This is a genomic window from Cyanobium sp. Cruz CV13-4-11 (genome assembly GCF_024346055.1).
GTDB lineage: Bacteria > Cyanobacteriota > Cyanobacteriia > PCC-6307 > Cyanobiaceae > Cyanobium.
This window is the reverse complement of record NZ_JAGQCH010000004.1, coordinates 127,043-143,228: the sequence shown is the minus strand read 5'-3', so window position 1 is coordinate 143,228 and position 16,186 is coordinate 127,043. Positions and strand designations below refer to the sequence as shown.

The window sequence follows — 16,186 nt, the reverse complement described above, 5'->3', positions numbered from 1 at the left end:
GCCCCCCGCTTCCTGTGAGTCGCCTACCCGCCACCACCGCACAGCTGCGGGTGCTGCGCCAGAGCTTCAGCCCCTGCCTGCTGGAGGGGGAGATCAGCGCCGGTGGGTTCCAGTGGCGGTTCCGCTGGGCCTTTGATCGGGGCGAGCTGCAGGTGGAGCCCTCCCTGGGACGGGCCCTGATCCAGGACGCCCTGCTGCGCTTCCTGCTCAAGGCCGACTACCAGCTCGAACCGGGCGGCGACTACGTCTTCACGGTGCGGGCGTTGTTCTGATCAGATCCCGCCCCAGCCGGCGCTCCAGCAGCAGCTGGGCCACCACGTCGTCCCAGTCGCGCGGGGGCTGGCGCAGGCCCAGGGGCAGCAGCTGGCGCCAGCCCCTGGCGGGGAACAGCTGCCAGTAGCGCCGCCGCGCCGCCAGGGTGGTGCCGCGCTCATCCACCAGCTCCACCGGCAGCAGGGGCTCCAGGCGCCGCCGCCAGGGGCCGCTGCCGGTGCCGTCGCCGATCACCACAGCGGCCAGGACCTGGTGGCGGTGCCAGTGCTGCAGGTGCTCCCAGGCCGCTTCGGGGGGCAACACCAGGGCCTGGCGGATCTCGCGGCGTTCGGGATCGGTGAGCACCAGGCCGCACTTGCTGCGGCCGGGATCGAGGCCGGCCAGGGGGCCAGGGGCCGGCACCGCCGTGGTCATGGCCGCCCCGGTCGGGTGGCGGCGTCCTTGCGGACCCAGCGCATTTCAACGCTGATCGGGTCGGGGGTGTCGGCGTTCTGGCTGGCCACCGCCTCGAGGTTGGCGGTGACGCCGGCGGGCCGCTCGCTGAGCTCGCGGGCGAGGGCATTGAGGCTGGCGACATCGAACTGCAGGCCGTTGGCCAGGGTGCCCTGGCGCTGGGCCTTGGCGTAGGCGGCGGCCAGCAGCAGGTTGAGGCGGCTGCGCACGGCGTCGAGCTCGCGCACGTCGGGCTCGAGGGCGGTGCGGGAGAGCACCTCCCCCTGTTCCACCACCTGGCGGTTGGGGCGGAGGTCGGGGAAGGCGAGCACCTGGGCCTCGCCCCGCAGCACGTTGGCGGCCGAGCGGATGCTGACCACCCAGGTGCCGGGGGTGGCGAGCAGCGATTCGAGCCGGGTGATGTCGCTGCGGGGCACCAGCAGGATCTGGCGGTTGGGGGGCTGGCCGGGCAGCAGCAGCTGGAACGCCGCCCGGTTCGACTCCTGCAGCAGGGCGTCGATCACCTGCTTGGCCTGGTCGGGACGCTGCAGCAGCACCTTGGCGGTGGCCAGGGGCTGGCCGCTGGCGATCACCACATCTCCGCGGCGCAGGGCGATGACATTGGTTTCCAGGCCCTTGAGTTCCTTCTCGCCGGCGGCGATGCGGCGGCGCACGCTGGCCAGTTCGGTCTCGGTGCGGCGGATGTCCGCGTCCCGGCCGCGCACCTCCCTGGTGAGCCGGGCCCGCTCGGCCTCCAGCCGGACCCGCTCGGCCTGCAGGGGCTGCAGCTCACGGCGCAGGGTGTCGACGCGACGCTCGGCGGCCAGCAGCTGGGTCTGGGCCCGGCGCTGGCTGGCCAGGGCCTGGTCACGGCGGCGTTCGGCGGTGGTGAGATCGAGGCGGCTGCGTTCCAGCTCCCCCCGGGTGCGTTGCAGTTCACCCTTGTTGCGCTGCAGGGCGGCGCGGCTGTCACGCAGGCGGTCCTGGATCTGGTCGAGCTCGAAGAGCCCCACCCGCAGGCGTTCGCTCACCAGCAGCATCAGGGCCAGCGACACGGCGCTGATCAGGCTGCCGGTGAGCACCGTGATCACCACGGCCGTCTTGCGGGGCCGCAGGTTGAACAGGCTGAGGCGCGCCTTGCCCACACGGCTGCCGAGCCGGTCGCCCAGGGTGGAGAGCACTCCGCCGAGCACCAGAAGGGCCAGGATCAGCAGCCAACCCGACACCTTCTGCGCCTCGGCTTCGCGGTGCACCAAGTATCCCTGTCGGTGGCCTCATGGCACCCGGCAGGGGCCGCCCGATCAGCTGAATCTCAGCTGAACCGCTTGGCCAGGGCGATGGGGTCGAAGACGGTGATCTTCTTGCGGTCGATCTGGACCAGACCGTCGTTGCGCAGATCGCCCAGCAGGCGGGTGATGGTGACGCGGGTGGAGCCGATCGCCTCGGCGATGGCCTGGTGGGAGAGGCGCAGGTCGATGGTGATCCCCTCGCTGCCGGGAACGCCGAAGTCGCGGCAGAGCACGAGCAGGAAGCTCACCAGCCGGGAGGACATGTCCCGGTGGGTGAGGGTCTCGATCATGGTTTCGGTCTGGAGGATGCGGGAGGAGAGGCCCTGCAGCAACAGCAGGCCAACGCTGGCGTCCTGCTCGATGGCGCGCCGCACCGAGGTGGCCGGGGCCGTGACCATCTCCACCCGGGTGAAGGCGATGGCGTGATAAAAGCGGTCGGAACGCTGGCCGGTGAGCAGGGAGAGCACCCCGAAGAGGCTGTTCTCCCGCAGCAGGGCCACGGTGATCTCCTCGCCGGATTCGTAGACGCGCGAGAGGCGCACGGCGCCGCGGCGCAGCAGGTAGACGCGCTCGGCGGGATCGCCTGGGAAGAAGATCGTTTTACCGCGCTCGATGGTTTCAACGCTGCTGCCGGCCAGGCCCCGGATCACATCCAGCAGGGTGACGGTGGTCGCACCCGGTGCGCCCATGGGCGTCACAGAGCCGGGGGATCCGCTGGATGGGCTGCTGGGGTAGCGGCTGAAGCCACGCGTGGCGCCGACCATCAAGGCGTGGCGAGTGGGTAGGAACCTATGGATCGGCCTGGCTGATCCGTGTAGCCAATGACACTCTTTAACCGGTCGTCGTGCCTGGCGCCACAGCCAGGGCCTGGCGCTGGGCCTCCTGCAACGTCCGCAGGCCCGGTTCGGCCAGATCCAGCAGGGCATCGAGGCGGGAGCGGGGGAAGGGGGCGCCCTCGGCGGTGCCCTGGATCTCCAGCAGCCGCCCCTGCTCGTCCATCACCACGTTGAGGTCGACCTCGGCGCGGGAATCCTCGGAGTAATCCAGATCCAGCAGGGCCACGCCGTCCACCAGGCCCACCGACACGGCCGACACCTGCTGGCGCAACGGCGAGGCCTCCAGCACACCCTGCTGCTGGAGGCGCTCCAGGGCGGCGGCCAGGGCCACCCAGGCGCCGGTGATCGAGGCGGTGCGGGTGCCGGCATCGGCCTGCAGCACGTCGCAGTCGACCAGCAGGGTGCGCTCACCGAGGGCCTCCAGGTCGAGGGAGGCCCGCAGGCTGCGGCCGATCAGCCGCTGGATCTCCTGGGTGCGGCCGGAGAGCTTCATCAGCTCGCGGCCCTGGCGGCTGGGGGTGGAGGCCGGCAGCAGGCGGTATTCGGCGCTGAGCCAGCCGCTGCCGGAGCCCCGCCGCCAGCGCGGCACCTCCGGGTCGAGGCAGACGCTGCAGAGCACGCGGGTGCGGCCAGCCGAGAAGAACACCGAGCTGAGGGCGAAGCCCATCGGGTCCCATTCCAGGCCCACCGGGCGCAGGGCGTCGGCGCGGCGGCCGTCGCTTCGCAGGAGGTCGGCGGGGCTGGACACGCGGGCTGGGGCAGGGCAGGGGCAGCGTACGCGGCGCCAGTGGTACGTCTGTTCCGAGCCACTACCGATGGTGTGCCGAGCCGGCGAGGGCCGCTACATTCGGGAGGTGAGGGGCTGGGACTAGCCGTCCGGACCCTTCACACCAACGCTTCCCTGGGGTGTCCATGACCGCCAGCCTCATCGACACCAGCCACCCCCATCGCCCTGTGGCGCTGGTGCCACCCTTGGCGGCCCCGTTGCGGCTGGTGAGCCAGCCGGAGGGGCTGCTGCAGATCCATACGGCGCCGTTCCGAGGCAGCTTCGCGGCGGTGTTCAGCCAGGCCCTGCGCAGCGCCGGGCTGGGCAGCCGGGTGCTGGTGAGCCAGTTCCTCAAGGGGGGTGTGGAGCAGGGGCCGGCCGGCAGCCTGCGGCTGTGCGGCCGGCTGGAGTGGCTGCGGCCGGGCACGCCCCATTGCCTCGATGGGCCGCCGGGCTCCCAGGGCCCCGAGGGGGCCACGGCCGAGGAGGCGCTCGAGGCGGTCGCGGAGGTGTGGGAGGTGAGCCGCCAGCGGCTGCTGAAGGGCGATCTGGATCTGCTGGTGCTTGATGAACTGGGGCTGGCGGTGGCCCTGGGCTACCTAGGCGCCGAGGCGGTGATCGAGGCGCTTGAACAGCGGCCGGCCCATCTGGATGTCATCCTGACGGGCCCCTCGATGCCGGCCAGCCTGATGGCGATGGCCGATCAGGTCACCCAGTTGCGCCGCGGCGGCTGACGCCATGCTCAAGAACGACCACTGGATCAACGAACAGGCTGCGGCTGGGATGCTGGAGCCGTTCCAGCCGACGCTGGTGCGCCACCTGGATCCGGAGGCCCGCACCGGGCCGGTGCTGAGCTTCGGATGTTCGTCGTATGGGTACGACCTGCGGCTGTCGCCGAAGGAGTTCCTGATCTTCCGCCATGTGCCCGGCACGGTGATGAACCCGAAGCGGTTCAACCCGGCGAACCTGGAGCCGGCGCCGATGCACAGCGACGACGACGGCGACTACTTCATCCTGCCGGCCCATTCCTACGGGCTGGGGGTGGCGCTGGAGAAGATGCGGGTGCCGACGAACATCACCGTGATCTGCCTGGGCAAGAGCACCTATGCGCGGCTGGGCATCATCGTCAACACCACCCCGGCTGAAGCCGGCTGGGAGGGCCACCTCACCCTGGAGTTCAGCAATTCCTCCGGCGCCGACTGCCGCATCTACGCCGGCGAAGGCATCTGCCAGCTGCTGTTCTTCGAGGGCGACCCCTGCGCCACCACCTACAACGACCGCCAGGGCAAGTACCAGCACCAGCCCGAGCGGGTGACGCTGGCGAAGGTTTAGGGGGATTGGGGGGATGGATCAGTTGGCAGAGGAATGGCGCTTCTGTAGCGAAACGGACAGGTGGTTATGGGGTCCGTCTAAGGGGCTGGATGGAGTCGAATGACCGGAAGCGGCTGATCAAAGCCGTGAAGCCGCTCCTTGTCGGCACGAATGACTTCTATATCAGCAGCGGCCTTGACTTCTGGTTTGTTCCCGGTGGCGCGAGGGCCAAGGTGCCGAAGCGCTGGAAGCAGTTCCTCATCACGTGGTCCGCCATCTATCCGCTTGTCCTTTTTCTGCCCCTGGTGACCCTTCCGGTTCTGCGCACTCTTGGGGTACCCTCCTATCCGCCACTCAATACGCTGGCGGTCACAGCGGCCATCGTATTTCTTATGGTGTATCTGATCATGCCACGTTACACCCGAATTGTGCAGAAGTGGCTCTTCTCGTAGCAACCAACTATTGAGAAAAGATGCGTCGTTCGCGCAGTCGCCGAGATGCCGCATGGAATCGCTTGAACAGATCTCGTTGTCCCTCGCATCGGTCGACGCAGAGTGGCCCTCGCCACCTGCGAAGCGGTCCAGGTCACCATGCTGACCCTCCATAGAAGGGAATGCATCGCTGAGATACAGTGAAACCTCCTATTCGCTGCACGAGGAAACAACTTGAACAAGCCATGTCTCCAACTGCGCGCCGGAATCACCGCGGCCTTCCTGGCCGTGACCTTCGCGTCGGCGGCTTCCGCCCAGACCTTCAGGATGACGACCCCCACGGCCCCGGGCGTGGCCACCCCGGATCGGCTCGACACCTCCATCGGCACCCTCAACCTCAGCGATGGCGTGCCGAAGCCGGAGACGATCACGAAGATCTACGACAATCTGGATCGCTCCCGCGCCTTGCAGGCCTACCTGCTCGCCATCCCGATCGTCAACCAGGCCGGCATGCGCGATTCCCTGCGCAAATTTGGTCCCGTGAACACCACCAACGTGATCTGGGAAAACCTGGTGGATTCCAAGACCGTGGAACTCACGGCCAACGACAACACGATCTACAGCTTCATCTGGCTCGATACCCGCAAAGGCCCCCTGGTGGTGGAAATCCCCCCAAGGTGCTCGGTGCCATCAACGACTTCTGGTATCGCTGGGTGACGGACGTTGGCATCACCGGCCCGGACAAGGGCCAGGGCGGCAAGTACCTGATCCTGCCGCCGGGCTATCAGGGGGCCATCCCCGCGGGCTATGCCGTTGTCCGGCCGAAAACCTACGGCAACTGGATGCCCTTCCGCTCCTTCCTGGTCGATGGTTCTCCCAAACCCGGGGTGGAGTCCGTGCGGAAGAACCTCAAGATCTACCAGCTTTCCGATGCCGCCAATCCGCCGCCGATCACGTTCGCCAATGCTTCGGGAGTACCGGCCAACTTCGTCGCCCCGGGTGACGACTCCTTCTGGACCCTGCTCAACCAGGTGATCCAGGAGGAACCCCCAGAAGGAGCTGATCCGACCACCCTGGGCCTGTTCGCCTCGATCGGCATCGTCAAGGTCAAACCCTTCCAGCCCGACGCGCGCATGAGGACGATCCTCAGCGATGCCGCCAAGATCGGGGCGGTGACGGCGTGAACCCTGGCCTTCAAGATTCGCGAACCCGATGCCTTCTTCTATCCCAACAGTTCCTGGCGTCTGCCGTTCTTCGGTGGCTACAGGTTTGAGGTGTCCCCGGGTGTGGCCAATCTCGATGGAGCCATCTTCGACTACTACGTCGCCACCGGTGTCACACCGGCCATGGAGGAGAAGATGGTGGGCCAGGGTTCCCAGTATCCCTGGGCCTCCCTGGATGCGAAGGGCAACCCGTTCGACGGCGGCAAGACCTACAGGTTGCGGTTGCCACCCAACATTCCCGTGAAGGATTTCTGGTCCGTGATTGTCTATGACAACCAGACCCGTTCGATGCTGCAGACCGACCAGCCCCGGCCCAGCGTCAGCAGCCAGGACAAGGGCATCCAGACCAACGCCGACGGCTCCGTTGACGTCTGGTTCGGCCCCAAGGCCCCTGCTGGCAAACAGAGCAACTGGGTGCAGACCATCCCCGGCAAGGGGTGGTTCATGATCCTGCGCCTCTATGGCCCGCTGGAGCCCTGGTTCAACAAGACCTGGCGGCCGGGGGCCATCGAGCTGCAATCCTGAGCCCGCCGATCGCGAACTCCTCCGGCTGCCGGGCTGCGCGCTCCTAGCGTCGGGCCATCTCAGCGCGCCCAGCGTCTCACCAGCGCCATGACGACGCAGTACTACACCGCCTCAAGCCTCGACGGTTTCGTCGCCACCGAAGACGACGGCTTGGATTGGCTGTTCCCGCTCGGCGATGTCAGGGAAGCGGGCTACCCGGCCTTCATCGCCCAGGTGGGCGCCATTGCGATGGGAGCCTCCACCTATGAATGGATGCTGCACCATTCCGACAAAGTTGTGGAGGATTCGGGTTCCCCCTGGCCCTTCACCCAGCCCTGCTGGGTGTTCACCCACCGCGGGCTTCCCGGCATCGATGGAGCCGATCTTCGCTTCGTCCAGGGCAGCGTCCAGGAGGTCCACCGAACGATGCTGGAGGTGGCGGCGGGGAAGAACATCTGGATCGCCGGCGGCGGGGCCCTTGCCGTGCAGTTTCACGATGCCGGGTTGCTGGATGAGGCCATCATCCAGATCGGTTCGGTCACCCTTGCCCAGGGCAAGCCGCTCTTCCCCCGTCGGGTGACCAACCCACCCTGGCGCTTGCTGTCGGTGCGCCAGATCGGCTCGGGTCTGGCCGAGCTGCATTACGCGCTGCCCCGCCCCGGCCGCTGAATTCATGGCATGACGCCCATCATCCGATACCCCGAGGGCCACAAGCAGGCCGTGCGCGCGCGCATCGTCGAGGCGGCGTGATCGCCGCCCTCGGCGCTGAGGGGGCCAGCCAGCCGGCCCCCGTGCGTTCCGCCTTCGCGGCCGCCGCCCGCGGGCTGCTCGCGGCGATCGAGCGCAAGCTGCATCCGCGCCAACCGGCGCCCGAGCCCAGCGATGGGGCCCTGCGGCTGGTGCCCACGATGGTGGGGGCGGTGGTGCTGCAGGCCTGCCACCACTTCGGCCGCCGCTTCCGGGAGCGGGGCCGGGGCGGCCTGGTGCTGCTCAGCTCGATCGCCGCCTTCCAGGGGATGCCGTACGCGGCCCATGACGCGGCCACCAGGGCCTATGGGCAGAGCCTGGCCGAGGCCCTGCAGGTGGAACTCCAGGGCGACGGCTTCGCCGTGCTTGACGCTGCGCCCGGGCCCACCCACAGCGGCTTCGCCGCCAGGGCCGGGATGCGGTTGGGGGCGGCGATGGATCCGGAGGCCATCGCCCACCCGATCCTTGATGCGCTGGGGCGGCAGACCACGGTGCTGCCGGGCGCCCTCTCCAAACTCCTGACCTGTTCGCTCGTGCCCCTGCCGCGCTGGGCGCGGGTGAGCATCATGGGCACGGTGATGCAGGGCATGGCAGGCAGCTGATGCAGAGCAGCATCTTCACGGTGGTCCTGCTGCCTGTGGCGTTGGCCATCGTCATGCTGGGCATGGGCCTCAGCCTGGTGCCCGAGGACTTCAGGCGCATCACGCGCTACCCCCGGGCGGTCGCGGTGGGCACGGTCTGCCAGATCCTGGTGTTGCCGCTGCTGGGGGCGCTGATCGCCCTGGTGGTGCCCATGGAGCCCGTGATGGCGGTGGGCCTGATGGTCGTGGCCGTCTGCCCGGGTGGGCCGTCTTCGAACCTGATGACCTACCTGGCCCGGGGGGATGTGGCCCTGTCGGTGACCCTGACGGCCGTGAGCAGCATCGTCACGGTGTTCACGATTCCGCTGTTCACCAACCTGGCCCTGCAGCATTTCCTGGGGGAAGGGGCCGCCATCGCCCTGCCGATCGGGACCACGATGCTGCAGATCGTTCTGATCACCCTGCTGCCGACGGCCATCGGCATGGCCATTCGCCATCGCTTTCCCGGAACAGCCCGGCGCTTGGAGAAGCAGATGGGCCGGCTGGCCGGGGGCCTGCTGGCGCTGATCATCCTGCTGCTGTTCATTCGCGAGGCCCCCAAGCTGCCGGGGTTTCTGGCTCAGATGGGACTGGCCATCGCGCTGCTCAACGTGTTGGCGATGCTGGCGGGCTTCCTGGCCGGCAGGCTGTTCCGGCTGCCCCTGGCCCAGCAGGTGTGCATCGCGATCGAAGTGGGGATTCAGAACGGAACCCTGGCGATCGCCATCACCGCCGGCCTGCTCAACAATCCCGACATGGCGGTGCCGGCGGCGGTCTACAGCCTGCTGATGTACGTGTTCGGCTTTGGGGCGGTTCTCTGCGGCAGGCGCATCATCCCCTCGGCCCGCCAGGCGTGAACTCCGACGCCAAGGCGAAGGCGTTCTTCGAGTCCCCCGAGCTGGTGGAGATTCGTCGGCAGGCCGGTGTCGAATCCCCGGAGTTCCCCTATCTGCATCAGCTGGAGGCGGGCACGCTGTGACTGCTGGCGCCTTCCCTCCCCCATGAGCCCGATCTTCCCCGGCCGTTACACCGCCCAGATTGAGGGCCCGTTCGTGGTGTTCATCATCGGCCTGCGGGTGAATCGCTTCTGGGCGCTGCACCAATGGCTGCCGGTGGCCCGGGCGATGGGCCCGATGATGGATGAGTTGCTGGCCAGTCCTGAACTCGGTCTGCTCAGCGCCCAGACGATCCTCTACTGGCGCGGTGTGGGGCTGGTTCAGGACTGGCGTTCCTTCGAAGCTCTCGAGAGCTTCTCGAAGAACCCGAAGGCCTCCCACCTGACGGCTTGGAAGCGCTTCAACCAGGCGGTCGGCGCCAGTGGCAGCGTGGGCATCTGGCACGAGACCTATCTGGTGGAGGCCGGCCGCTATGAATGCGTCTACCGCAACATGCCCCGCTTCGGCCTGGCCCGGGCAGGAACCCATCAACCGGCCACCGGCGCCAGGGAAACGGCGAGCCGCCGCCTCGGGCGGGACGGCGATCCCACCGTGCCCAGCTATGACAACCCCTGAGGTCAGCACTGCCAGGATGATTGCCGTTTCTGAAATCCCCGTGTTGCGCCTTCGGCCGCCCCTCGTCCCCCTGGCCACTGCCGCAGCCCTCTTCGCCGGGCTCATGGCCGCCCTTGGGGGCGCTCCCGCCCTGGCCCAGCAGCCTGGACAGGGTGCCCAGAAGGCGGTGTTCGCCACCAAGGCGGAAGCCGAAGCCGCCGCCAAGCACTTCAACTGCACCGGCGCCCACAAGATGGGCAACCAGTGGATGCCCTGTGCCACCCATGGCGAAACCAAAGGCGGGGCGTCCAGCCACGGCTCCCATTGATGCCTGAACCGGACGCGCCGGAGACCCCTCCCGCCGGCGGCGCCCCTCCTGCTACGAGCCCCTCAGCCTGCGGTGGCCGGCCGAAGATCCTGGCCATCGGCATCGCCCCCCTGGGCATCATCTCGATCGGCATCGTGCCCATGGGAGTGATCAGCATCGGCGTCGTGCCGATGGGGGTGCTCAGCGTGGGGGCGGTGGCGATGGGGGTGATCAACGCCTCTGTGGTGGGCATGGGCATCCTCATCGCCGGGGTGAACGTGATGGGCGTCTGGTGGGTGGGGATGGAGGGGATGGGCCCCTACCGGCTGGGGAGCCCGAGCGGCCAGGTGCACCACCACAGCCGTGACCACAACCACAACCACGGCCAGGGCCAGCAGAATCTCTACGCCTATCCCACCAAGGAAGAGGCCCTGAGCAAGGCCAAGGACCTCGGCTGCGAAGGCGTGCACCCCATGGGCTCCCTCTGGATGCCCTGCGTGGAGCACCCGTCCCCCTGAACTCAGGCCAGCGTTTTGAACATCACCAGGGCATCCACCGCCCCCAGGCGGGGATGGCGGAAAGCCCCCGGCAGCCGGCCGATGGTGCAAAAGCCGTTGCGGCTCCAGGCGGCCACGCCGGCGGTGTTGGTGCTCACCACCAGGTTGAACTGCATCGCCGTGAAGCCCCGCCGCCGCGCCTCCTCCTGGGAGTGGCGGCAGAGGGCATGGCCCACCCCCCGGCCCCGGGCGGCCTCGGCCACCACATAGCCGGCGTTGGCCACGTGGGCGCCCAGGCACGGCTGGTTGGGCCGCAGGTAGTAGGTGCCCAGGATCGCCCCGCCCGCCTCGGTGGCCACGAAGGTGACGGCAACGGCCTCCACCCAGGCCTGGCGGGCCGCGTCGCTGTCGATGGCCGGGTCGTGGGGGAAGGTCTCGCCGGCCCGGAACACCGGCTCCAGCACCGCCCACACCCCTGGCCAGTCGGCCGGTTCGAACGCCCGGATCATCCCGCCGCTTGCACCACGATCGATTTGGTCACCGTACCGGGCAGATTCCGCGACACCGGGCAGACCTGCATGCGTCGCTCCAGGAAGGCCCTGCTGGGCTCATCCAGCTCCAGCGTCGCCGCCCCATCGGCCGCCTCCAGCCGCACCTGGACCGTGCCGTCGACCGCCTCGACCATCCAGTCGGCGGAGGCGGTCACACTGAGCACCCCGTCCACCGCCGCCAGGGGCAGGTCCCGCTCCCGGGCGTTGGCCACCAGGTCGTGGTGCTGGCAGAGCAGCAGCGACAGCAGGAAGAGCCGGAAGCCGGGGGTCTGCAGGCTGGGCTCCAGCGGCTGCCAGGGCTCCAGCTCGCCGTTGCGGACGTCGACGCTGAGGGCTTCACCGGCGGCGCCGTGGCGGCTCTGCAGGCGGAACTGGAACAGGAGGTTGGTCATCGCTGCTGCGGGACGGTGGGGGGGGAGGGGATGGCGGAGCTGAGGTGGCGCTGGCGCTGGAAGGCTTCGGCGCCCGTGAGCAGGGCCGAACCGACCAGCAGGGCGGCGAAGCCCTGGCGCAGGTGACGATCCGACAGGTGGGGGGCCAGGGCCTGGCCGGCGATCGCCCCCACCAGACCACCCACCACCAGGGGCCCCAGCAGCGGCAGGCCCGCTGCCGGCCAGTGCCCCAGGGCGGCAAGGGCCACCAGGCTGTTGGTGGCGATCAGCACCAGGCTGGTGCCGCTGGCCAGGGGCATCGGCAGACCGGCCAGCAGCACCAGGGCGGGCACGATGGCGAAACCGCCGCCCACGCCGGCGATGCCGGTCAGCAGGCCCACCAGCACCCCCTGGCCCGCGAGGGCCAGCGGCGATCCGGTGGCCCGGGGCGCCCGGGCGGTGCCGCTGGGGCGGCGGGAGAGCAGCCTGGCGGCCACCAGGGCGGCAACGGCGAACACCCCCAGCTGCACGGGCTCGGGGATCAGACCGTGCTTCACCACCGTGCCTCCGATCCAGCTGCCCGCCAGGGCCGGCACCCCCAGGAGCAGGGCGGGCCGCGGTGCCACCTGGCGTCGCCGCAGGTAGGGGCCGGCGTTGGCCACCGCCAGCAGGGTCACCGCCAGGAGCGACAGGGGCACCGCTTCCCGGGTGGGCAGACCGGCGCCGCTGATCAGCAGGGGCAGCAGCAGGATCGAGCCGCCGGCCCCAAGCACCGCCAGCAGGAAGCCGATCAGCCCCCCCCCACCGGCCATCAGCAGCAGAACGGCGGCGCTCAAGGACGCACCCGGTTCCAGGGCATCACGGCCAGCAGGCGTGCCATGCCGCAGACGGCGGCGGCCTGGGGGACGGGGGGACCTGACGCCATGGACGCAACCTGCCTGGGCACTTATGACTTTACACGCATACAACGACGAAAGAGTGGCGGCGGCGCTGCAGGTCGCTGCAGAGGGCTGCTCCATCGCGGAACCGTTCCGCTCCCCACCACGGCCGGGGAAACCCTGCATAATTCCTCTAGCGTCATAACCTTCTGTCATGGGCGTTGCCGGCCCCGGTTCCATTCCCAGCCCCGAACTGCTGGAGGAGTTCAGCCAGTTCTTCCGTCTGCTGAGCGAACCGGCCCGGCTCCAGCTGCTCTGCCACCTGCGCCAGGGGTCGGCCGATGTCGCCTCCCTGATCGAGGCCACCGGCTTCAGCCAGTCCCACATCAGCCGCCAGCTGTCCCAGCTGCAGCGGGCTGGCCTGGTGACCTGCGACCGGGACGGGGTCCGGCTCATCTACCGGGCCGACACCGAACTGGTGGAGGAGCTCTGCGAGCTGGTGCAGAAACGCATGAAGCAGCGCCTGCAGCAGCAGCTGGATCAGCTCCAGACCGCCTGAGGCCATGCGCCCCAGCGCCCCCTGGGGACCCGGGCCTTCCATGGTTTCAACCTGCTGCTGCTGCTCCTGATGGCCGCCAGCGGCCTGGAGATCTACAACGCCAATCCGGTCTTTGGCGGACGGGAGGGTGCCACCGTGCCGGAGCTGTTCACCCTCGGCGGTTGGCTGGCCGGCGGCCGCGACTGGCACTTCGGTGCCATGGGGTTCTATGGCGCCAGCCTGGGGCTCTGGATCGGCCTGTTGCTGTGGCGCCGCCACCGACGCCTGGCCAGCCCGGCTCAGCCTCAACGGGGCCGCGGCTGGCGGATGTGCTGGCCCTGGCCGGTCCCTCTCCCCTGGGGGCTTACCTGGCGATCCGTTCGGCCGACCAGTCCTTCGAAACCTGGGATCTGGCCTCGGCCCTGCACCCCCAGACCCCGCTGGCCACCCCCATGAACGGTGCGCCAGCCCCATCAAGCTCGGCGACATGCAGAGCAAATGGGTCACCGGCCTGGAGCTGATGACGAGCCTGGGCGAACGCCTGGGCACTTGGGAGGACAGGGGCTACGAGTGGTTCGCCGGGCTCTGATGGGGCCCTGGGCTGCTCAGGGCTTCAGGGGCGCCCAGGCCATCGTGGCGTTGAACTTCTGGCACCAGATCAGCACCGATTTCTGGGCCTTCAGATCGATCGAGGCGGGGATCACGTAGCTCTGGCCCCCCTTGCTGGATTTCAGCTTCGACAGCAGCGTGTAGCTGCCGGGCTTGAGGGGAAAGGCGGGCGCCTTGCTCATGGCCAGGGGCGTGGCGGAGGGGCTGAAGGCCACCCAGAGATCGGGAGCCATGTCGTTGGTCGTGAAGCCACCGCTCACGGGAGCCTCGGCCTTGCGGAAGCTGCCGCTGGCCATCGCCATGGCCATGCTCTGGGCCACCGAAGCCACGGTGGGGGTGATCGGATCACTGAGGCTGCGGGCGTGCAGGACGGCACCGGACAGGGCCGTGGCGGCGACGAGGCCGAGGGCGCTGGTGCGGAGGAGGGCGCTGGAGGAGCGGGTCATGGGGATCGGGTCGGATTGGATCCGAGGGCCTTCAGCCGATCGGCCGGGTGCGGTCGAGGGCCCCGAAGTCCACCCGGCGCCGCCCCTGGCTCTCCGCGGACACCAGATCGGCGAAGGTGCGGCCCCGGAGAATGTCCTCCAACCGGTCGTGGTCAACCTGGAGCAGGGACGATTCCGTCACCGGGTCGGAGCCCTCCACCAGCACCATCACGGCGCCACTGGCTCAGAACGGCCGTCAGATGCAGCTGGGGTGTGGCGGCGTTGAGCAGCGCAAGAACCGCTGGGAGCTGGTGCAACGCTGGTCGCAGCAGTTGTTCCCCGCTGCCGTGCCCACCCCCCAGGAACACGCGGAGGCGGATGAACTGGCGCGACGGGTTCGTCAGGCCCTTCAGGCCATCCCCGCCAACCAGCGCCAGGTGCTGGAAATGGCCTACTACGAGGGGGATGAGCCAGTCGGCGATCGGCGACCTGCTGAAGCTGCCCCTCGGCACCGTCAAGACCCGGGCCCGCCAGGGCCTGATCCGCCTGCGCGCCCTGCTCCACGACGCGCCCGCCCCGCCATGACCCCCATCCCCACCCAACTCCATGCCGATCTGGCCCTGCGGGTCGTCGTCGACAGCGGCGCGTTGCCCTGGCACCCGTCGCCCCTGGCCGGGGTGGAGCGGCGTCTGCTGGAGCGCGACGGCGGCGAGGTCGCCCGGGCCACCTCGCTGGTCCGTTATGCCCCGGGACGTCGCTTTTCCCCCCACCACCACGGCGGCGGCGAGGAGTTCCTCGTGCTCGAAGGGGTCTTCTCCGATGAGCACGGCGACTACGGCCCCGGCACCTACGTGCGCAACCCGGTGGGCTCCGCCCATGCCCCCTTCAGCGCCGCCGGCTGCACCATCCTGGTGAAGCTCCGCCAGATGGATCCGGGCGACCAGGCGCGGGTGGTGATCGACACCGGTTGCGCGACCTTCGTGCCCGGCCTGGTGCCCGGCCTGAGCGTGCTGCCCCTGCACGGCTTCGGCCTGGAGCACGTGGCCCTGGTGCGCTGGGAGCCCGGAACCCGCTTCCCCCTGCACGCCCACCCGGGGGGCGAGGAGATCTTCGTGCTCGAGGGGGTGTTCGAAGACGAGCAGGGGGCCTACCCGACCGGGACCTGGCTGCGCAACCCAGCCGCCAGCCGCCATGCGCCCTTCAGTGGCAGCGGCTGCCTCATCTGGGTCAAGACCGGCCACCTGGCCCCGTCAATCCCCGCCATGGGGCCACGGCCAGGGCGGTGAGGAAGCCCACCAGCTGGGCGATCACCACGCTTGGGCCCGACGGCAGGGCGAAGGCGGCCGAGAGCAGCAGACCCAGCACGGCGCAGGCGGCCCCCAGCGCGGCGGCCAGGGCCACATAGGTGTCGAAGCGGCGGCTCACCAGGCGGGAAGCGCAGGCGGGGATGACCACGAAGGCGCTGATCAGCAGCACCCCCACCGCCTTGACGGAGATGGCCACCACCACGGCCAGCAGGATCAGAAACAGCAGCCGGTGCAGGGAGACGGCGACCCCCCGGGAGCGGGCGAGCGGTTCGTCGAGGGTGAGCAGTACCTGGTCGCGCTGGGTGAGGGTGAGGTAGCCGGTGGTGATGACGAGCAGGACCCCGATCAGGCTGAGGTCGAGCCAGGTGACCCCCAGGATGTCGCCGAAGAGCAGCTGCTGGATGCCGCCCTTGTAGACCCTCAGCAGGCTCAGGGCCACCACGGCCATGGCGAGTGACGAGGAGTAGACGATGTTCAGCAGGGCATCCGCCGGTAGGCGGCTGCGTTGCACCAGCTGGTTCGTCATCAGGGCGAAGAGCACCGCGAAGGGGATCAGCACCAGGGTGGGATCGATGCCCAGCAGGAGGCCCAGCGTGATGCCGAGCAGGGCGGAATGGCCCAGGGCGTCACTGAAGAAGGAGAGCTGGCGCAGCACCGCAAAACTGCCGAGGACCCCGCCGAGGGCGCCGCTCAGCAGCCCTCCCAGCAGCGCCCGCTGCATGAACGGCAGCTGCAGCAGGTCCACCAGGGTCGATCCCTCCGTCATGTCCACCGCCATCGG

The 16,186-nt window shown here is 69.2% G+C and carries 25 protein-coding genes and 1 pseudogene; 16 read left to right on the top strand and 10 right to left on the bottom strand.

What is annotated here, in order from left to right; all coding sequences use genetic code 11:
* The first annotated feature begins 14 nt into the window (after positions 1–14).
* On the top strand, positions 15–272 hold the full coding sequence (locus tag KBZ12_RS04825; protein ID WP_254956691.1) for a DUF3146 family protein: 258 nt from the start codon (positions 15–17) through the stop codon (positions 270–272).
* On the opposite strand, the gene KBZ12_RS04820 is transcribed toward KBZ12_RS04825, so the two are convergent.
* From KBZ12_RS04820 to rph, 4 genes are all read right to left on the bottom strand, one after another.
* Complete coding sequence (locus KBZ12_RS04820) at positions 250–687, bottom strand: resolvase (RefSeq protein WP_254956690.1); 438 nt, start codon at positions 685–687, stop codon at positions 250–252. The two genes, KBZ12_RS04825 and KBZ12_RS04820, sit on opposite strands and share 23 nt — an antisense overlap.
* Positions 684–1,931, bottom strand: coding sequence for a DUF3084 domain-containing protein (locus KBZ12_RS04815; RefSeq protein WP_254956741.1), 1,248 nt, complete (start codon positions 1,929–1,931; stop codon positions 684–686). The genes KBZ12_RS04820 and KBZ12_RS04815 overlap by 4 nt, the downstream gene beginning before the upstream one ends.
* An 86-nt stretch (positions 1,932–2,017) precedes the next feature.
* Positions 2,018–2,683, bottom strand: coding sequence for a global nitrogen regulator NtcA (gene ntcA / locus KBZ12_RS04810; RefSeq protein ID WP_396100631.1), 666 nt, complete (start codon positions 2,681–2,683; stop codon positions 2,018–2,020).
* A gap of 142 nt (positions 2,684–2,825) precedes the next feature.
* A complete protein-coding gene (gene rph, locus KBZ12_RS04805; RefSeq protein WP_315859270.1) occupies positions 2,826–3,578 on the bottom strand; it encodes a ribonuclease PH in 753 nt (250 codons plus the stop codon).
* Positions 3,579–3,742: 164 nt separating this feature from the next.
* Here rph and KBZ12_RS04800 point away from each other — a divergent pair, with 164 nt between their 5' ends.
* From KBZ12_RS04800 to KBZ12_RS04745, 12 genes and pseudogenes are all read left to right on the top strand, one after another.
* Complete coding sequence (locus KBZ12_RS04800; protein WP_254956688.1) at positions 3,743–4,330, top strand: cob(I)yrinic acid a,c-diamide adenosyltransferase; 588 nt, start codon at positions 3,743–3,745, stop codon at positions 4,328–4,330.
* Positions 4,331–4,334: 4 nt separating this feature from the next.
* Positions 4,335–4,928, top strand: a complete 594-nt coding sequence (gene dcd, locus KBZ12_RS04795; RefSeq protein ID WP_254956687.1) for a dCTP deaminase — start codon at positions 4,335–4,337, stop codon at positions 4,926–4,928.
* Between the two features lie 89 nt (positions 4,929–5,017).
* Positions 5,018–5,359, top strand: coding sequence for a hypothetical protein (locus tag KBZ12_RS04790; protein WP_254956686.1), 342 nt, complete (start codon positions 5,018–5,020; stop codon positions 5,357–5,359).
* Between the two features lie 306 nt (positions 5,360–5,665).
* Positions 5,666–6,522: pseudogene (locus tag KBZ12_RS04785) on the top strand (DUF1254 domain-containing protein).
* Positions 6,523–6,612: 90 nt separating this feature from the next.
* Entirely contained in the window at positions 6,613–7,086 is a 474-nt protein-coding gene (locus tag KBZ12_RS04780; protein WP_254956685.1) for a DUF1214 domain-containing protein, read from the top strand.
* 87 nt (positions 7,087–7,173) lie between these two features.
* The gene (locus tag KBZ12_RS04775; RefSeq protein ID WP_254956684.1) at positions 7,174–7,734 is read left to right on the top strand and encodes a dihydrofolate reductase family protein; all 561 of its coding nucleotides are present in this window, start codon (positions 7,174–7,176) and stop codon (positions 7,732–7,734) included.
* 77 nt (positions 7,735–7,811) lie between these two features.
* On the top strand, positions 7,812–8,414 hold the full coding sequence (locus tag KBZ12_RS04770; protein WP_254956683.1) for a hypothetical protein: 603 nt from the start codon (positions 7,812–7,814) through the stop codon (positions 8,412–8,414).
* Positions 8,414–9,289 (top strand): bile acid:sodium symporter family protein, encoded by an 876-nt coding sequence (locus tag KBZ12_RS04765; protein ID WP_254956682.1) that lies wholly within the window; start codon positions 8,414–8,416, stop codon positions 9,287–9,289. The genes KBZ12_RS04770 and KBZ12_RS04765 overlap by 1 nt, the downstream gene beginning before the upstream one ends.
* A complete protein-coding gene (locus KBZ12_RS04760) occupies positions 9,286–9,411 on the top strand; it encodes a hypothetical protein (protein ID WP_254956681.1) in 126 nt (41 codons plus the stop codon). The genes KBZ12_RS04765 and KBZ12_RS04760 overlap by 4 nt, the downstream gene beginning before the upstream one ends.
* 22 nt (positions 9,412–9,433) lie before the next feature.
* On the top strand, positions 9,434–9,943 hold the full coding sequence (locus KBZ12_RS04755; RefSeq protein ID WP_254956680.1) for a DUF4188 domain-containing protein: 510 nt from the start codon (positions 9,434–9,436) through the stop codon (positions 9,941–9,943).
* A gap of 43 nt (positions 9,944–9,986) precedes the next feature.
* Positions 9,987–10,250: a DUF3721 domain-containing protein gene (locus KBZ12_RS04750; protein ID WP_254956679.1), complete on the top strand. Its 264-nt coding sequence runs from the start codon at positions 9,987–9,989 to the stop codon at positions 10,248–10,250.
* Positions 10,250–10,747, top strand: a complete 498-nt coding sequence (locus KBZ12_RS04745; protein ID WP_254956678.1) for a hypothetical protein — start codon at positions 10,250–10,252, stop codon at positions 10,745–10,747. Before KBZ12_RS04750 ends, KBZ12_RS04745 begins: the two co-directional genes overlap by 1 nt.
* A gap of 2 nt (positions 10,748–10,749) precedes the next feature.
* Here KBZ12_RS04745 and KBZ12_RS04740 read toward each other — a convergent pair whose 3' ends face one another.
* The 3 genes from KBZ12_RS04740 to KBZ12_RS04730 are packed head-to-tail and all read right to left on the bottom strand — an operon-like array spanning position 10,750 to position 12,484.
* Positions 10,750–11,235 carry a GNAT family N-acetyltransferase gene (locus tag KBZ12_RS04740; RefSeq protein ID WP_254956677.1) on the bottom strand — a complete coding sequence of 162 codons (486 nt, stop codon included), beginning with the start codon at positions 11,233–11,235 and terminating at the stop codon, positions 10,750–10,752.
* Complete coding sequence (locus tag KBZ12_RS04735; protein ID WP_254956676.1) at positions 11,232–11,669, bottom strand: hypothetical protein; 438 nt, start codon at positions 11,667–11,669, stop codon at positions 11,232–11,234. Before KBZ12_RS04735 ends, KBZ12_RS04740 begins: the two co-directional genes overlap by 4 nt.
* Complete coding sequence (locus tag KBZ12_RS04730; protein WP_315859271.1) at positions 11,666–12,484, bottom strand: sulfite exporter TauE/SafE family protein; 819 nt, start codon at positions 12,482–12,484, stop codon at positions 11,666–11,668. The genes KBZ12_RS04735 and KBZ12_RS04730 overlap by 4 nt, the downstream gene beginning before the upstream one ends.
* 256 nt (positions 12,485–12,740) lie before the next feature.
* On the opposite strand from KBZ12_RS04730, the gene KBZ12_RS04725 reads away from it, so the two are divergent.
* Together KBZ12_RS04725 and KBZ12_RS04720 are read left to right on the top strand one after the other, a co-directional pair.
* Entirely contained in the window at positions 12,741–13,085 is a 345-nt protein-coding gene (locus tag KBZ12_RS04725; protein ID WP_254956675.1) for a helix-turn-helix transcriptional regulator, read from the top strand.
* A gap of 69 nt (positions 13,086–13,154) precedes the next feature.
* The gene (locus KBZ12_RS04720) at positions 13,155–13,520 is read left to right on the top strand and encodes a hypothetical protein (RefSeq protein WP_254956673.1); all 366 of its coding nucleotides are present in this window, start codon (positions 13,155–13,157) and stop codon (positions 13,518–13,520) included.
* A gap of 149 nt (positions 13,521–13,669) precedes the next feature.
* On the opposite strand, the gene KBZ12_RS04715 is transcribed toward KBZ12_RS04720, so the two are convergent.
* Both KBZ12_RS04715 and KBZ12_RS04710 read right to left on the bottom strand, forming a co-directional pair.
* Positions 13,670–14,119, bottom strand: a complete 450-nt coding sequence (locus tag KBZ12_RS04715) for a DM13 domain-containing protein (RefSeq protein WP_261359805.1) — start codon at positions 14,117–14,119, stop codon at positions 13,670–13,672.
* A 31-nt stretch (positions 14,120–14,150) separates the two neighbouring features.
* Complete coding sequence (locus tag KBZ12_RS04710) at positions 14,151–14,327, bottom strand: hypothetical protein (RefSeq protein WP_254956754.1); 177 nt, start codon at positions 14,325–14,327, stop codon at positions 14,151–14,153.
* Positions 14,328–14,679: 352 nt separating this feature from the next.
* On the opposite strand from KBZ12_RS04710, the gene KBZ12_RS04705 reads away from it, so the two are divergent.
* Complete coding sequence (locus KBZ12_RS04705) at positions 14,680–15,384, top strand: cupin domain-containing protein (protein ID WP_254956671.1); 705 nt, start codon at positions 14,680–14,682, stop codon at positions 15,382–15,384.
* On the opposite strand, the gene KBZ12_RS04700 is transcribed toward KBZ12_RS04705, so the two are convergent.
* Complete coding sequence (locus KBZ12_RS04700; RefSeq protein WP_254956669.1) at positions 15,326–16,171, bottom strand: metal ABC transporter permease; 846 nt, start codon at positions 16,169–16,171, stop codon at positions 15,326–15,328. The two genes, KBZ12_RS04705 and KBZ12_RS04700, sit on opposite strands and share 59 nt — an antisense overlap.
* Positions 16,172–16,186: the final 15 nt, after the last annotated feature.

Excerpts from the sequence above, each read along its gene's own strand:
- KBZ12_RS04820 (WP_254956690.1), bottom strand. The coding sequence starts at position 687 with ATGACCACGGCGGTGCCGGCCCCTGGCCCCCTGGCCGGCCTCGATCCC.
- ntcA (WP_396100631.1), bottom strand. The coding sequence starts at position 2,683 with ATGGGCGCACCGGGTGCGACCACCGTCACCCTGCTGGATGTGATCCGG.
- KBZ12_RS04800 (WP_254956688.1), top strand. The coding sequence starts at position 3,743 with ATGACCGCCAGCCTCATCGACACCAGCCACCCCCATCGCCCTGTGGCG.
- dcd (WP_254956687.1), top strand. The coding sequence starts at position 4,335 with ATGCTCAAGAACGACCACTGGATCAACGAACAGGCTGCGGCTGGGATG.
- KBZ12_RS04790 (WP_254956686.1), top strand. The coding sequence starts at position 5,018 with ATGGAGTCGAATGACCGGAAGCGGCTGATCAAAGCCGTGAAGCCGCTC.
- KBZ12_RS04775 (WP_254956684.1), top strand. The coding sequence starts at position 7,174 with ATGACGACGCAGTACTACACCGCCTCAAGCCTCGACGGTTTCGTCGCC.
- KBZ12_RS04765 (WP_254956682.1), top strand. The coding sequence starts at position 8,414 with ATGCAGAGCAGCATCTTCACGGTGGTCCTGCTGCCTGTGGCGTTGGCC.
- KBZ12_RS04755 (WP_254956680.1), top strand. The coding sequence starts at position 9,434 with ATGAGCCCGATCTTCCCCGGCCGTTACACCGCCCAGATTGAGGGCCCG.
- KBZ12_RS04745 (WP_254956678.1), top strand. The coding sequence starts at position 10,250 with ATGCCTGAACCGGACGCGCCGGAGACCCCTCCCGCCGGCGGCGCCCCT.
- KBZ12_RS04740 (WP_254956677.1), bottom strand. The coding sequence starts at position 11,235 with ATGATCCGGGCGTTCGAACCGGCCGACTGGCCAGGGGTGTGGGCGGTG.
- KBZ12_RS04735 (WP_254956676.1), bottom strand. The coding sequence starts at position 11,669 with ATGACCAACCTCCTGTTCCAGTTCCGCCTGCAGAGCCGCCACGGCGCC.
- KBZ12_RS04725 (WP_254956675.1), top strand. The coding sequence starts at position 12,741 with ATGGGCGTTGCCGGCCCCGGTTCCATTCCCAGCCCCGAACTGCTGGAG.
- KBZ12_RS04720 (WP_254956673.1), top strand. The coding sequence starts at position 13,155 with ATGGCCGCCAGCGGCCTGGAGATCTACAACGCCAATCCGGTCTTTGGC.
- KBZ12_RS04715 (WP_261359805.1), bottom strand. The coding sequence starts at position 14,119 with ATGACCCGCTCCTCCAGCGCCCTCCTCCGCACCAGCGCCCTCGGCCTC.
- KBZ12_RS04710 (WP_254956754.1), bottom strand. The coding sequence starts at position 14,327 with ATGGTGCTGGTGGAGGGCTCCGACCCGGTGACGGAATCGTCCCTGCTC.
- KBZ12_RS04705 (WP_254956671.1), top strand. The coding sequence starts at position 14,680 with ATGACCCCCATCCCCACCCAACTCCATGCCGATCTGGCCCTGCGGGTC.
- KBZ12_RS04700 (WP_254956669.1), bottom strand. The coding sequence starts at position 16,171 with ATGACGGAGGGATCGACCCTGGTGGACCTGCTGCAGCTGCCGTTCATG.